Annotated in this window: 10 protein-coding genes; 8 read left to right on the top strand and 2 right to left on the bottom strand. The window is 53.3% G+C overall.

What is annotated here, in order from left to right; genetic code table 11:
* Nucleotides 1-47: 47 nt before the first annotated feature.
* A complete protein-coding gene (locus PY990_RS08200) occupies nucleotides 48-920 on the top strand; it encodes a MerR family transcriptional regulator (RefSeq protein ID WP_275271203.1) in 873 nt (290 codons plus the stop codon).
* A gap of 10 nt (nucleotides 921-930) precedes the next feature.
* On the opposite strand, the gene PY990_RS08195 is transcribed toward PY990_RS08200, so the two are convergent.
* Together PY990_RS08195 and PY990_RS08190 are read right to left on the bottom strand one after the other, a co-directional pair.
* Complete coding sequence (locus PY990_RS08195) at nucleotides 931-4,008, bottom strand: response regulator (protein ID WP_275271202.1); 3,078 nt, start codon at nucleotides 4,006-4,008, stop codon at nucleotides 931-933.
* 6 nt (nucleotides 4,009-4,014) lie between these two features.
* Nucleotides 4,015-4,353, bottom strand: coding sequence for an STAS domain-containing protein (locus PY990_RS08190; protein ID WP_275271201.1), 339 nt, complete (start codon nucleotides 4,351-4,353; stop codon nucleotides 4,015-4,017).
* A gap of 248 nt (nucleotides 4,354-4,601) precedes the next feature.
* Here PY990_RS08190 and bcsB point away from each other — a divergent pair, with 248 nt between their 5' ends.
* The 7 genes from bcsB to bcsA are packed head-to-tail and all read left to right on the top strand — an operon-like array spanning nucleotide 4,602 to nucleotide 15,236.
* On the top strand, nucleotides 4,602-6,833 hold the full coding sequence (gene bcsB, locus PY990_RS08185) for a cellulose biosynthesis cyclic di-GMP-binding regulatory protein BcsB (protein WP_275271200.1): 2,232 nt from the start codon (nucleotides 4,602-4,604) through the stop codon (nucleotides 6,831-6,833).
* A gap of 2 nt (nucleotides 6,834-6,835) precedes the next feature.
* The gene (bcsZ, locus tag PY990_RS08180) at nucleotides 6,836-7,987 is read left to right on the top strand and encodes a cellulose synthase complex periplasmic endoglucanase BcsZ (protein WP_275271199.1); all 1,152 of its coding nucleotides are present in this window, start codon (nucleotides 6,836-6,838) and stop codon (nucleotides 7,985-7,987) included.
* The gene (locus tag PY990_RS08175) at nucleotides 7,980-10,403 is read left to right on the top strand and encodes a cellulose synthase subunit BcsC-related outer membrane protein (protein ID WP_275271198.1); all 2,424 of its coding nucleotides are present in this window, start codon (nucleotides 7,980-7,982) and stop codon (nucleotides 10,401-10,403) included. Before bcsZ ends, PY990_RS08175 begins: the two co-directional genes overlap by 8 nt.
* Complete coding sequence (locus tag PY990_RS08170; protein WP_275271197.1) at nucleotides 10,404-11,810, top strand: hypothetical protein; 1,407 nt, start codon at nucleotides 10,404-10,406, stop codon at nucleotides 11,808-11,810.
* Nucleotides 11,807-12,016 carry a hypothetical protein gene (locus PY990_RS08165; RefSeq protein WP_275271196.1) on the top strand — a complete coding sequence of 70 codons (210 nt, stop codon included), beginning with the start codon at nucleotides 11,807-11,809 and terminating at the stop codon, nucleotides 12,014-12,016. The genes PY990_RS08170 and PY990_RS08165 overlap by 4 nt, the downstream gene beginning before the upstream one ends.
* Nucleotides 12,013-12,753 carry a cellulose biosynthesis protein BcsQ gene (gene bcsQ / locus PY990_RS08160; RefSeq protein WP_275271195.1) on the top strand — a complete coding sequence of 247 codons (741 nt, stop codon included), beginning with the start codon at nucleotides 12,013-12,015 and terminating at the stop codon, nucleotides 12,751-12,753. The genes PY990_RS08165 and bcsQ overlap by 4 nt, the downstream gene beginning before the upstream one ends.
* Complete coding sequence (gene bcsA, locus PY990_RS08155) at nucleotides 12,750-15,236, top strand: UDP-forming cellulose synthase catalytic subunit (RefSeq protein WP_275271194.1); 2,487 nt, start codon at nucleotides 12,750-12,752, stop codon at nucleotides 15,234-15,236. The genes bcsQ and bcsA overlap by 4 nt, the downstream gene beginning before the upstream one ends.
* The last annotated feature ends 1 nt before the right edge of the window (nucleotide 15,237 follow it).

Here is a 15,237-nt window from a genome sequence, read left to right as displayed (position 1 = left end):
TCAAGCTTGGTTGGCTAGATACTCTCACATTTGGTTACAATTCTTAAATGGTTTCATTCCGCTTCAAAAAATCGTCGGTAAACAAAGACACTTCCACCAGTGGGCAGGGTCGAGAGTTCACCATTGATGAACTCGCCCGCACCGCCAACACCACAGTGCGCAATGTACGTGCCTATCAGGACCGGGGGCTGTTGGCCCCGCCTGAAAAACGTGGGCGCGTGGGTTTTTACAGTGAAGACCATTTGTCACGACTCAAGCTGATTGGGCAAATGTTGGGGCGCGGTTACACCCTGAGCAATATTCAGGAAATGCTGGACGCCATTGACAAGGGTTACGACCTTCGCCAGCTGTTGGGTTTAACGCATGCAATTACCAGCCCGTGGACAGATGAAATACCGAAGAATTACAACCCGGTGCATTTGGCCACCCTGTTTGGCACCAGCTTAAGCCGTGGTGCCCTGGCCAAAACAATTGAGCTGGGCCTGCTGGAACCCGATGGTTTGCGTTACCGTGCACCCAGCCCGAAAATTCTGCACGCCGGTGCAGAAATGGCCAGTGCCGGTTTGCCTTTGCTGGACTTACTGGATTTGATTGCGTCGCTGCGTGGCCATCTTGAAAGCTTTTGCGACCAAGCCGTTTCGCTGTTTGTGAAAGAATTGGACCAATACGGCGACAACCTGCCACCCAAGGAAGAATTGCCCAGGCTGGCGCAATTGATCTGGAAAATTCGCCCCTTGGCCATGACGGCGATTGAATCCGAAGTGTCGCGGGCCCTGCAAAAATCGGCCAGCAAATTTGTGGATGAACGAATTGTGGGCTTGATCGACAAGATGGCAGAGGAAATGCCGAACAATCCCGCGTTTCAACCCACGGGCTGGGTACCACCAGAAGCACCGGCCACGGGCGACAACAAAAACTGAACCGGCGTGTTTACAGCAGCAACAACAAGCGATTGCCATGCTGATTCTGCTTGGCCTGGTACACGAAACGCTGAGACACCATGCGCATGAATGCCAGACCCATGCCACCTTCAGGCAAATCGCCCAAACTCAAATCGTCTTGAAATGAATGCTCGTGGTGCATTTTGCTGAGCACATGGGCGGGAATACTGCTACCCCAGTCTTCGATCAACACCCCAACTCCGTGCTGAAAGGCCAGCACGGTTAGCTGCGCCGGCTCGGGACGCTTGTCTTTGAAGCCGTGTAACATAACGTTGGTCAAAGCCTCCGACACCACAAGATCGGTGTTGTAACAAACATCCTCGGTGTAAGCCAACTCTTCTACAAATGCCCGTACAGCACTGCTTAATACTCCGATGTTTACGGTATCAGCAACAGCAGTGAATGCAGTGTAATTCAGGAACTCGCCCAATTTAAAGGATTGCTCGTGCGATGAAAACTCGTCTTGCAGGGTCAAGCCAGTTTGCACAAATTCATCGGCCAATTCAGATACCCGCGCAGAAGGCAAAGCAAGGCGCTGTACTTCAAAACTTTCACGCCACTGAATCCCAAGCAGCGACAGGTCACCTTCGACAACTTCTAGATTGCGACCCGAATCCAGCAGGCGGGAGAACTCCCTGGTCAGCACATCCCCTTGTGTGTCGTCGAGCAACACGGACTGTTGCCAAACTTGGATATCGGGTACACCCAAAGTGTTTGCGCATTCTCGCGGGTAAAAATAAAGTCGGCTGCCCGGGGCGATCACGCCTTGATAAATAACCTCCCCAACACCAAAGGCTGACTCCGGCTTGCCGTGCGCACCCAAAAATGCAGGTGCCACGCCAGGTTGCGCCATGACCATGGCCCAATTGCCAATCCCGGCGACCAACAAGGTGCCTTGGTCAAGATTGATCAAGCCATAGAGCAAGTCAAATTGTGGAGGCTCGTCTTTCAGGGACGGCGAAATGCTTGAAAGTTGGGCCAGCACCTGCTCGGGGCTTGCCAGGTAACGCCGAATTTTTGAACTGGTTTCCTCCACAGGAAACAACACGCGCGTTGCACGGGCCATTGAAAACCACCTTGCCAACGCCATGGTTTGCAACGCTGTTGCCGTGTCCTGGCCAGCCATGTTCAGCATGAAAAACCCATGCTCATTCGCCTGGGTTTCAAGCAAACCCATTTGTTTGCCACACACATAACCCTGTGGCTGGTAAATGGTTTGAATTGCAAATGGCCAGGGATACTGCTTGCTTTTGGGCAACAGGGCCCGCTGAATACGCGACACTTCACGCATGTCACGTTGCAAGGCTTCATACAGCTGGCTAAGCTCAGCGTGTCTGCGCTCTAAGCCCGTGTGCAAATCTGCGATTCGCTCGGCGGTTTTCAGGCGTACTTTCAACTCACTGGGGTTGACCGGCTTGGTCATGAAGTCATCGGCCCCCACGCGCAAGCTGTTCAAAAGGTCGTCCCGGCTTGCGTAACCTGTGATCATGATGATGTAAGTGTAGGCATTTTGTTTTTGAGCGCGCACTTGCTCACACAACTCAATGCCGCTCATGCCAGGCATGTCCCAATCGGTCAGCACAAAGTCAGGTTGATGTTTTTCAATCAGGGCCAGCGCTTCATGGCCATTCTTGGCGGAATGCACGGTGTAACCCCAACTGTGCAACATGGCTTCAAAAATTCTTAAAAAGCTGCGGGAATCATCAACAATAACAATCGACTTGCCCGCTTTCGCAGGCAAAGGGCTAGGTTGACTGGCCTGAATTTCCTGCAAGCGAAATACCAGTTCGGGCATCTGCCGGTCCGCGTCCACCACATCACGCTGGTCCAATACACCGGGGCGCGGGGCAAGCATCAGAATAGACACGTCGTCCTCAAAACCCTTTTGCTCAATGACCAAGCCGCCCCAATGCTGAACTCGCATTTGAATGCGCTCGGGCAAATCAGACCAACGCCCCTGACTGCTTTGCTGATTGACAAAATCGAGCAGGCGTTTTTCTCCAAACGCTTCGGAGTTGGCCGACAAAACTTCAGTGACACCGTCGGAATACAAAATGAGGGCGTCTTCATTGCCCAGTATCAGCTCAATGTCCTCAAAGTCATCGAAATCGAACAAACCCACTGGGTACCCACCGCTGCCCAGCACATTGGCTGGTTTTCCGGCTGACAACAACAAAGGGGAGGGGTGGCCAGCCTGGCACAGGGACACCTGTCGATTGGCAGTGTTGAACACGCCGTAAATCATGGTGAAATAAGAAAGGTCAGATTCAGTTTGCTGAAACAGGCGGTTCAGGCGCGCCACAACATCGCGAGGGCGCGAGACCAAGCGTTGGCCGTCCGATCCCAAACGTCCCTCAAACACAATGCTGGTGGCAGAGCGGTCTGCAAACATTTGAACCAGCTGCATGGACTTGACAGCAGCAGGTATGCCATGACCGGACACATCAAGCAGGTAAAAACCATACACGTCGCGTTGCAGCTCGAACACCTGCAAGTGATCGCCGGACACATACTTGGAAGGCACCGACAACCACTGGTAGTTCAAGCCTTGAAACGGACTGTGCGCCTCGGGCAGAAAACTGCGTTGAAGACCGGACACAGCCCGGAGGTCATGCGCAATTACATCGTGGGCATGCGCGAGTTCATTGGTTTTTCGGGCCAGCCGGGCTTGAAGTTCAATACGGCGGACTGCCGACTGCAACCGCGCTTCCAGTTCATTGCCATCGACGGGTTTGGTGAGTACGTCGTCAGCGCCTGCGTCTAGCGCCTTGATGAGAAACTCTTCATCATTTTGGGCTGACATCAAAATAATGTAGGTGTACTGCCCAAGGTCTAGCTGGCGCAAGGCAACGCAAAGCTCAGTGCCCTGCATGCCGGGCATTTGCCAATCGGCCAGAACCAATTGGAAGCGATGCCGCTCAACAAGTTGTATCGCTTCCTGACCGCTGGCTGCAAACTCAACCGGATAACCCCACTTGGCCACCATGTGAACGAACAGGTTTCGTTCCACCACCGAATCATCAACAATCAGAATTCGGGGCAACAATTTGTTGGGGTCGTCCGTCACTGTGAATCAGGCCTGCTGTAGAAAGGCAACTGCCTTGGGCATGTCTTCCAGCAGGGAAAATTGTCGGTCCATGCGCGAAAGCTCAAACATCATTCGCACGGATTTGTTCATGCCCACCAAGGCCAGCTTGCCTTGGTGATTGGTGATGTTTTTCAGCAGGGCAACCAAAGACCCCAAACCACCGGAATCCACCAATTTAACGGCCCCAATGTCCAAGGCGAATTTTCGCGTGGAGTCCAGTTTGGAAACCACCGCGTTGCGAATGATTGTTCCCACCGCGCTGTCCAACCGAACCGCGTCTACGCGCAGTACGAAAATATCTCCCACCTCTTCTGTCGAAACCATTTTGTTCGCCCTAAACTGTTAATTCTCTTTTCTTAAAGTGTGCTCTTTTAGACACTTCACGCAATAATTAGTTAAAACAAGCTCTAGAAATTGAGCATATACAAAAACAATAGGATAACGTGTCGAACTATGCTGCATACTTTTTAAAATATTGACAAATATTGTTCAAATATTCTTGAATGCAGTGACTTAAGCAGGCATTTATTAAAAATCTGTTCTTATATTCCAGTCGACCAGCGAACCCACTTATGCGACACCTACTATTCTCAGCGTTTGTTCTATTTTGCCTGACAGGGTACTCACAAGAAAGAGGAGAACCCGCTACGGTATCAACCAGCCAGGAAACTGTACCTGCCGTTGAGCGAACCCGCACACTGACATTTACCCAAATGGGACAGCCCAACGGGGTTCGGTTGAGTGGGATCAACCGCTTTGTGGACTTGAATTCGGGCATTCGCCTGGACGAATTGGTAACCCGCGCAAGCCTTAGCCTGAGGGTGCTTTACCCACAAGGTATGCGCCACGATCAATCCTTTGTGCGTGTGTATGTAAACAACCAGCTTTCCGGTTTGTCCCAGCTGAGTGTAGCGCGCGCCGGTGTGCCGCACACTGTTGAAATTGAATTGGACCCGTTGCTGTTTTCCGATTTTGCAACCATTCGCGTGGAATACGACGGCACCTACGACAGCGAGTGCGTAGACCCGGGCAACCCCACCCTGCGGTTTGACATTCGCCCGGAAAGCACATTGACCATCGGCTCAACACCGCTGAATCTGGTCAACGACCTGGCGCTGCTGCCAGCGCCTTTTTTCGATCCTCGAGACAACCGCAAACTCCGGTTGCCTCTTGTGCTGCCTGTGGAACAAACCGAAGCCAGCATGAAAGCCGCGGGTATTCTGGCCTCCTGGATGGGTGCGCAAGCCTTTTACCGCCAGGCTGAATTTGAATTGCTCGAAGCTGCATCACCAACGCGCCACACCATTATTTTGACCAAAGGCAAAAAAATGCCTGAAGGCATGAGCGAGGCCGACATTGAAGGGCCTTCACTGATGATCGTGAGCGCCAAGGAAAACCCCTGGATAAAACACCTGTATGTGATGGGCCGCAGCGACGAGGAGTTGCTGCAAGCCGTGTATGGCCTGGTGATTGAAGGCCAGGTGCTGAGCGGACAAAAAGCCCTTGTGAAAAAAGTGGACTTGGGCGCCCCGCGCAAGCCTTACGACGCGCCGCGCTATGTGCCCACCAACCGGCCCGTGCGCTTTGGCGAGCTGATTGATTTTCCTGGGCAACTGGAAGTGAGTTCTGACAAGCCACGCGCCAGCATCAATTTGCGCCTTCCACCCGACTTGTTCAGCTGGGCAGGCCGCAATATCCCCATGGATTTGAAATACCGCTACACAGCCCCTTCCCGCTGGAACGATTCTCTGCTGAACATTGAAATCAATAACTCGCTGATTCAATCCTTCCGTCTTGCCCCACGCTCGGAACAAGTACAAAACAAAATCAATATTGATTTGTTGGGCCAGGCTGAACTGACCAGTGAAGAGGCGCTACAAATTCCCGCTTTCCGCGTGGGTGGCAACAACGAACTGGCCTTTGCATTTGGCTTTATGGCCGAAGGTGGTGGTTCTTGCACGCGGGTATCGCAAGTAGCCAGGGGATCCATCGATCCAGAATCGACGCTGGATTTCTCTAACCTGCCCCACTACACTCGCATGCCGAATTTGACCGCCTTTGCCAACGGCGGCTATCCCTTCAGCATCATGGCAGACCTGTCGGACACAGCCATTGTGCTGCCCGCCAATCCCACACCGCTTGAAATTCGGTCCTACTTGAATGTGATGGGCCTGTTTGGACAGTGGACAGGTCTGCCTGCTACTCGCACCACCTTGATTGTTTCTGACAAGCCCGAAGGGATTGGAACCAAGAACTGGTTGGCCATGGGCACCAGCGATCGCCTGGGTTGGCTGAATAATGCCAACATGAATTTGCCCATGGTATTGAACGCCACCGAACGCAGCATGGGCTTGCCACCTGCCGTCCAGTGGTTGAAGGGTTTGTGGCAAAGCGATACGGAATTACAACCCAGCGACAGCGCGCGTGCCTTGATTCAAACCGCAGGCTCGCTGGGTGCAATTGTGGGATTTGAGTCACACCTTGCACCCAAAAAAGCCGGGCTGGTGATCACTGGCACAGATCAAGACAGTTTTGAGCGCGCTGTGGCTGCCCTGTCGGATTATGGCGACGTTGCTAAAATCAAAGGCAGCGTGAGCCTGATTCGTGGCGATGACATTCAAAGCTACAGCCTGGGCGAAACATACATCAGCGGCGCACTGCCTTGGTGGTTGCGTTTGCGTATTGCGTTTTCGGAATACCCCGCTTTGATTGCGGTGGGTGGTGCCCTGGCTGGGGTGATCTTGGCGATTCTTGCATTTGGCTGGTTATCTGGCCGGGCATCACGCCGCACCAAAGGCAATTAAACATGGCCTTGTGGCGTAATTTGTTGCGACGCCTCGGGCTGGGCGTACTATTGCTTGCATCCACTGCGGCATGCAGCGCCGCGCCCGCACAAGCCTGGCCCGCCTGGGAGGGGTTTAAAAGCGCGTTTGTCAGCGAGGACGGGCGCGTGATTGACCGAAGTCAGGAAGACCTGCGCACTGTGTCAGAGGGGCAGTCCTACGCCCTGTTTTTTGCCTTGGTGGCACAAGACCAAAAGGCGTTTGACGCCATATTGAAGTGGACTGAGAACAACCTGAGTGCCGGCGACATGGGCAAACAATTGCCTGCATGGATTTGGGGAAAGAAAGGGGAAAGCTGGGGGGTGATCGATGCCAACAGTGCATCAGATGCCGACCTGTGGATTGCCTACGCCCTGCTTGAAGCCAGCCGCGTGTGGTGTAACCAAACCTACGCCGACAAAGCGCGCACATTGGGTGATTTGATTCTGAACAAAGAAAGCATGGAAGTCAGTGGCCTGGGCTTGAGCATATTGCCTGGCCACACCGGCTTTGTGCTGGACAATGGTGCGGTGAAACTGAACCCCAGCTACCTACCGCCTTTCATGATGGCTCGCTTTGCCAATGCTTGGGCAGACGACTCGCGTTGGGCCCAAGTTTACCTGGCCAGCCAGAAACTGCTGTTGGACAACGGCCGCACAGGCCAGTATCCCGACTGGGTGCTGTACAACAACGGTGAAATGAACTTGCCCGACGATGAGCAACGTGGCGATTACGATGCCATACGTACCTATTTGTGGATCGCCATGAGCAGCGAAAACGACCCCACCAAGGCGCCCTTGCTGAAACAACTGTCGCCCTTGGCTGCCTTGCTGCTGAAACGCCAGAACATGCCTGAGTGGTTTGAACCAATGAGTGGAAAATTTTCCACAGAGCGTGGGCCTTCTGGTTTTCAAGCCAGCATGGCGCCTTTTCTTCAAGCCGTCGGCATGCCCGAGCTTGCGAAAAAATTTCACACCCAAAGCCTGAAAACTTCGAACAAGGAAGCGTGGCTTAAATACGGTTACTACAACGGCGCTTTGAGCCTGTTTGCTCAAGGGTACATGGACAAGTTTTATCAATTCAATTCCCTGGGTGAATTATTGCCCCGAGGCAAAGAGGTTAAAAGCTGTGGCTAAGTGCAAACCAACTTTTGGCCTGCGGGCCCGCACGCTTGCATGGGCAATACAAACCAGCTTTGTGGCGATGCCTTTGATATTTCCAACGCCAGTGCATGCCAATGTGAATACACAGCAAACCAATATTCGTGCGCTGAGTGAAAAAGGGGTGTACTGGTACGAACGTTTTCGCTTCGATTTGGCAGCACAGTCTTTCAACAAAATATTGTTGATAGAGCCCACCAACGCGTCGGCCTTGCGCTGGCAAGGCTTGATTGACCTTGCGCGTGGCGATGTACAGGCAGCCAGTGTGTGGCTGGGTAAACTGCAACTGGTGCACGGAAACAATCCGTTTTCAATTGAGTTACAACAAGCCATTGCCTTGGCATCAGACAAGCGGCAGCAATTTGCAGAGTTGCGTTATATCGCAGACAGCGAACAAGTTCCCGCCAACCTGCCACAGCGTCTTCGGCAATTGCTTCCACAGCCACCCTTGGGTGAAGCTGCCGTACAAATATATCGCTTGATGAACCGCACCCCGGAAGGCCGCAGCTACGCCCGCGAACAAGTGGCCGAGCTGGCCAGGCAATACCCGGACGACCGCCGTTACAGAACCCTGCTTGCTGAATTGGGCGGTGCTGGTGCCAGCACACTTGCACAAACGCCAACACCCGGCGCGGCGCAAACCACCCGCCGCCCAGCCAATACCAATCGTGCAAAACCTGCTCCGGCAGCGCTAGCCCAGCCAACAACACCCGAAGTTGCGGCACCCCGGCCTGCTGAGCCCGAAGTACCCACAGCCCCGGTACTTTCTGACTTCGAACAGGGACAACAACTGGCTGAAAGTGCACAAAAGCAGATTGATCAGGGCAACAAAACTGAGGCCGCCAGGCTGCTACAAAACGCAGTAGACCTGAACCCGAGCTACCCATGGTTTCGCTACGACCTGGCCACCCTTCTGGATGACCAAGGCGATGCAGGCAGCAAACAGGCTGCCCGGCGAGTAATGGATGAAGGCTTGGCGCAGGACAAAGGGCAGGAAATGCGATTTGCCGCTGCGCTTCTGGCAGCCCGCCAGGACCGTGGTAATGACGCCATTGCCTTGATTGATGCCGTACCCCGTGAAAACTGGACTGAGGGCATGACTGCACTGGCAAAGCGGGTGCAATATGGCCAGTACCTCGATGGCTTGCGTACGCAAGAAAGAAATGGCGAGTTCAATGCGCTGGCCAATTCAATTGGCACTACACCCAAGTGGCGAGCCGAACCTGAGGTGCAGGCACTGGAACAAAATCTTCAGCGCAAACGACAGGTGCGCTTGCGGATGTCCTATGAAAACGCAATTATCGATGGCGATGAAGGTGTGTCTCGCATCGACAGTGACGAAATCCCCCTGCAACTGGATTTGCCACTCGATTTTGAACGTACCCTGTTTTTGCGCGCAGACACATTGAACGCGAATTCGGGCCGAGTGAACCCCGCCACCGCCAGTAACTTTGCAAAACTGGGCACCACCCTGCCCACCGATCCAGCCATCGCCAGCGACCGACTGGATCAAAACTACAAAGGCCATGTGGTAGGTGTGGGTGTACAAACCGAACAATACCGGGTTGACGTGGGCACCACGGTGGGCGATTACCCGGTCAATGACTGGGTGGGTGGTGTGCAATGGCGCACCAGCCTGGGTGAAGGTTCATTGCGGCTTGAAGTGGCGCGGCGCATGGTCAACGGCAGCGTGCTGTCGACCACGGGGGCCATCGACCCCTTAACAGGCGAAACTTGGGGTGGCGCACGGCGCAACGGTGTCAGCGCGGTCTATTACCAAGCATTCAACCCCACACTTGATTTTGTGGGCATTGCACGCGCCAACCTGATTACCGGCAAAAACATACCCGACAACACCGAGTACAACCTGCAGGGCATTGTGGGTAAAACCGTGTTTCAGCGCCCAGGGCATGAGGTAGAAATTGGTGCGTCGTTATTTTTGTGGTCGTTCGAAAAAAACCTGCGCTTTTACACTTTTGGACAAGGCGGTTACTACAGCCCCCAGGCCTTTGGTTCGCTCACATTTCCCATTACCTGGACAGGCAATATGAATGGCTGGTCTTGGCAGGCCCAGGCCCGCGTGGGTGCCAGTGAATCACGAGAAGACGACACTGCACTTTATCCGCTGAACCCGGAACTTGCCGCTGCTGCTGCAGCCCAAGGCAACCCCACTTTGCAAACTGGTGGCCCGGGTGGCGGCACCAGCACTGGTTTGCGCCTTGCACTTGAACGCCAGGTGTTAAAAAACTTTGTGGTGGGCGGTTATTTTGAAATTGACCGCTCCGAAGGTTACAACCCTGACAGATTGCAACTTTACATGAAATATTCGTTTGGTGATTTTTTCGAATTAAGCGTGCCACCAGAAGGTGTTGTACCTTACTCGAGGTTTTGAATGATTGACCTGCCCAAGCCCGGAGCCTACGTTGTGCGCGCACCCCATGCGAATCAATTTTCGCAAGGCTTGGTAGAACATTGGCTGAACTCTCAGGAAGAAACACCATTCAAGTCCTGCCTGTGGCTGACAGCAAGCCCGAAGAACGAAGTGCGCAACCTGCTTGAACCTCATTTGCTGAAACGCGCTGGCGCCCCAAAAGGTCTTGATGTGGTCTCAGTTCGAAACCTGTGGGCCAAAGGGCATGCCAAAAACGGCATTCGCCAACTTTGCCGTTCCCTGAACACACTTTGTGTACTCAAGCCGGCCTTGGTCGTGATTGAACATGCAGAACTTTGGTTTGACGACAGCGACGAACCCCTGACCCGGCAAAACCCACTGGCGCAAATGCGCCTTTTGCATCAATGGGCTCACCACGCACAGGCCCATGTAGTCACCACAGTGCAAGGTGATTTGCCCGAATGGAGCACCTTTGCCGACGGACTAGCCGATGTCAGCGATCTTGGCGAATTCGAGTTTCGCCCTTGGTGGCCAAGCCAGTGGGGCTTGCAAACCAACCTCTGGAACGACACTGCTGAGCTATCGAAGCTGCCCATGCACCATGTGCTGGACAGTGGAGTATTGGGTAGCCTGAAACAACTGGCACAAACCTGCCACAGCCTACGTTTTGGCACGAACCAACAACACGGAATTCACATACAGGCACACGGCGAAATGACAGCACAAGATGCATCAGTACTGCTGCGTATGGGTGCGGACACTGTGTGGCTACAAGACGAAAGCATTGAAAGCTGGCTGGGCCTGAGTACCGGGCAGATGAACAGACCCACACTGAACCTGACCGCCACGGACAATCACCAGAACACGTTTGCCCGAGACTTGCACGAAGTGTTCATGCCTGGCCTGTTGACTGTGGTAGCCAACCCCACATTCGCAGCGCAGGGTTTGATGATGATGCAACTGGCCAAACAATGGTCAATGCACTGCACGCTGACACGCCTTTCCCTAATGCGTCACATGACCGCACAAACCGCGTTGCGCCTGGCCAATTGGTCGCAGGCCACCTGTGTGTTCACGGCCACCAGGGAGGCAATTTACCTGCTGAAAGTTTGGACCAGTGAGCCCGATGAGGCCAGCTACCGCAGCTGGCTTGAATCGTGTTTCCGGGAAAACCTGCCCGTACTGTTCAGTGGCGACATTCAGTTTTTGGGTGAAGAAACCCAAAGTGAATTGCTTGCCGATTTGCACGAAGAACTGGAACCTTTGTCGGTACAAGACCTGATGGACGCCGACGAAAACAAGCCAGTGAAATTGGCGGAGCTGTGGGATGAAGCCCCAGAAGCCCTGAACCAGAATCGCCCATGGACACAGCGCCTGAACGCACTGCTGAGCGAGGATGCAAAATGATAGTATTTGCCCTGATCGTGAGTGGTTTATTGCTGGGTGTCTTGCTCACCATTTTGTTGGTGGGAAAAATGATGAAAAACCCGACAACCCGAATCTGGCTAAGTGACTGGACAAACTGGAGCAACAACCAGTTACCCGACGACTGTGATCAGTTGGTGCGGCATGGCAAGTGGATTGCCAGCCCAGATGACAAAGAGGACGCATGATCATTATTGCTTTGGTGTCTCCCACCGGGGGCGCAGGACGAACCAGCCTTGCGATTGCCGCAGCCACCCAGCTCAACATGTTGGGGCGCAATGTCACGCTGGTGCAGGCTGACCCAGCCAACAACATTGAATTTCAATTGGGCTACTCCAGTCGCAGCGCTCGCGGCCTAGCGCATGTCCTCCTTCAAGGCGAACCGATTGATCAGGCGTTGAACACCACTAGTACAAGTTTCAGGTTGTTGCCTTTCGGTGAAGTGTCCGTGGCACAGCAATTGGCTATAGACCGCGTGTTGATGGAGCAGCCCCAACGCCTGACGGAACTGTTTCAAAAAGACGAATTTGCTGACGATGCTGTGGTGATCATCGACTTGCCACGCTGGCCCGCTCCTTGGTGCCAGAAAGTGATGGCACTTTCTGACCTGAACCTGATTACCCTGATTCCAGACTCCGCCTCCATATTGGGCATCGACACACTGTTGCCACATTTGCTGGAAAGCCGGGGCGCATCGTACTTTCTCATGAATCGCTTTGACTCGGCCAAAGTACTGCACCTGGATTTGTGGACCTTGTGCAAGATGAAACTGAGCCACCGCCTTTTGCCGTTTTATTTGCATGAAGACCAGGCCTTGGCAGAAAGCCTGGCCGCTGGCCTGGCGCTGGCCGACTACGCGCCGCGCTCACAGCTGGTGGAAGATCAGCAAAAGCTGTGCAACTGGATCGACGCGGAGATCGGATGAGTACCTCACCAGGCTGGATCAACCGACTGGAGCGCTTGCTGGACCTGCGCGAATTTCCAAACCTGAAAACCAGGGTGCGTTTGTTGCGCCTTTTTCAGGCACTTTGGTTACGCCCCAACAGCTTAAATAGTGCGCTTGAAGCATCGAACGGCCAACAAGGCCGAAGTCTGCCAGGCTTCGTGTTCCACATTGTTGTCGTGGCTTTGCACGACTTGCTAAGCCCCGTAGCGTATCTGTTCAAACTAATGATTCAGCGCCCCTACCGGGCAGTGCGTGCCCTGTTTAGCAGGTTCACTGACTATGCCGTGCGCGCTGCACGGCTTGAACAGCGAATAGAAAACGCCAGCCACATTGTGGTGCGCTTCAAATGGTTACGCTGGGCGCTGGGCCTTTCTGCCTTGGCCTTGTTTCTGTTCACTGCGCAAGCCTCCTTGCCTTTGGCTGGGCAGTGGGTTTTCATTGTGGTGTGTTATTTGTTTGCCATGTTGTTCAAACGCTTGCCAGAGCGCTTTGCAAACTTGTGCCTGATGGCACTGACCATGTTACTGCTGGCGCGCTATGTGTTTTGGCGCTTCACCAGTTCGCTTGATCTTGAAACCGGCACCGAAATTTTCTTGGGCTACACCTTGGTTGCAGCTGAGGCTTACACCTGGATTATTTTGATTTTCGGTTTTATTCAAACCGCATGGCCTTTGAAACGCCAACCCATGCCGCTGGAGTTGAACCTCAATGATTGGCCCACGGTCGACGTGTTCATTCCCAGTTACAACGAACCTTTGTCGGTAGTTCGCCCCACGGTTTATGCCGCCAAAGGCTTGGACTGGCCACTTGAAAAAATAACGGTTTACATCCTCGATGACGGGCACCGCCCTGCCTTTGAAGAATTTGCAAAACAAGCTGGTGTTGAATACATTTCCCGCCCGGACAACTCCCATGCCAAAGCGGGCAACATCAACTACGCCTTGAAACACACGCATGGCCAGTACATTGCCATTTTTGATTGCGACCACATACCCACACGCTCGTTTTTACAAACTAGCATGGGTTGGTTCAGCCGCGACCCCAAATGCGTGTTAGTGCAAACACCCCACCACTTTTTCTCGGCCGACCCGTTCGAACGCAACTTCAATTCATTTCGACAAATGCCCAATGAGGGTTCGCTGTTTTATGGCTTGATTCAAGACGGTAATGACTACTGGAATGCATCATTTTTCTGTGGCAGCTGTGCAGTGATTGAACGAAAAGCCTTGCTGGAAGTGGGTGGCATTGCAGTGGAAACCGTGACAGAAGATGCGCACACTGCCTTGAAACTGCACAGTTTGGGCTACAACAGCGTGTACTTGAACAACATTCAGGCGGCGGGATTGGCCACGGAAACCCTGGCAGGCCACATTGGTCAGCGTATTCGCTGGGCACGCGGCATGGCGCAAATTTTCCGCACTGACAACCCGATGTTCAAAAAGGGGTTGAACCTTTTTCAGCGCATTTGCTATTCGAATGCGATGCTGCATTTTTTCTATGGCATACCACGCATGATCTTTTTGGTCATGCCCATGGCTTACCTGTTTTTCGAACAGCACTTGATCAATGCCGCCGCGGTGACCATCCTTAGTTATGCATTGCCACAGTTGATCATTTCCAGTTACACCAACTCGGTTATTCAAGGCAAATACCGCCGGTCGTTTTGGTCAGAGGTATATGAAACCGTGCTGTCTTGGTACATTATTCTGCCAACCACTCTCGCATTCATTAACCCGAAACTCGGCAAGTTCAACGTCACCTCGAAGGGCGGCTTGATCGAGAAAAGTTATTTTGATGCGAATATTGCAAAGCCCTATCTGATTTTGCTCTTGATCAATGTGCTTGGCTTCTCCGTGGGTTTGCTTCGCCTGTTTGTGTTCAATACCCATGAAACAGGCACCGTGTTGATGAACTTGTTGTGGTGCGGTTTCAACCTGGCCATTCTGGGTGCTGCCGTGGGTGTTGCAACCGAGTCAGTTCAGAAACACGTACACCACCGAGTGCGAATGGTGATGCCCGCTTTTCTGAAACTACCCGGCGGCTACACTGTAAGTTGCTACACCGAAGAATATTCAGCAGCGGGGCTAACATTGGCTGTGGCCGATACCACAGGCATCAGCGAATTCAGCCAAGTGCAGGTTGGCTTGCACCGGGGAGACCGAGAATTTCTGTTTCCAGCCAAAATTCACTTCACCGAAACAGGGCATGTCGAGGCTTTGTTCACCAACCTTACCCCTGAGCAGGAAACACAGTTGATTCAGTGCACCTTTGGCCGGGCCGACGCCTGGCTGAATTGGCAGGAAGACCAAACCCGTGACCGTGCACTGGGTGGTCTGAAAGATGTGTTTGCAAAAGGCATGATCGGCTATGTACGCCTGTTTGCCTGGCTCAAAGATGGTGCTGTTGATTTTGGCAACCGCTTGATGGGCAACAAAAACCAAACCGAGAAGTGGGAGAACTAGG

It is taken from the genome of Limnobacter olei (genome assembly GCF_029087225.1).
Classification (GTDB): domain Bacteria; phylum Pseudomonadota; class Gammaproteobacteria; order Burkholderiales; family Burkholderiaceae_B; genus Limnobacter; species Limnobacter olei.
Note: the sequence above shows the minus strand (reverse complement) of the source record. Positions and strands in the feature narration are given on the sequence as shown.

Coding starts and splice junctions, on each gene's coding strand:
- PY990_RS08200 (WP_275271203.1), top strand. CDS start 48: ATGGTTTCATTCCGCTTCAAAAAATCGTCGGTAAACAAAGACACTTCC.
- PY990_RS08190 (WP_275271201.1), bottom strand. CDS start 4,353: ATGGTTTCGACAGAAGAGGTGGGAGATATTTTCGTACTGCGCGTAGAC.
- bcsB (WP_275271200.1), top strand. CDS start 4,602: ATGCGACACCTACTATTCTCAGCGTTTGTTCTATTTTGCCTGACAGGG.
- bcsZ (WP_275271199.1), top strand. CDS start 6,836: ATGGCCTTGTGGCGTAATTTGTTGCGACGCCTCGGGCTGGGCGTACTA.
- PY990_RS08170 (WP_275271197.1), top strand. CDS start 10,404: ATGATTGACCTGCCCAAGCCCGGAGCCTACGTTGTGCGCGCACCCCAT.
- PY990_RS08165 (WP_275271196.1), top strand. CDS start 11,807: ATGATAGTATTTGCCCTGATCGTGAGTGGTTTATTGCTGGGTGTCTTG.
- bcsQ (WP_275271195.1), top strand. CDS start 12,013: ATGATCATTATTGCTTTGGTGTCTCCCACCGGGGGCGCAGGACGAACC.
- bcsA (WP_275271194.1), top strand. CDS start 12,750: ATGAGTACCTCACCAGGCTGGATCAACCGACTGGAGCGCTTGCTGGAC.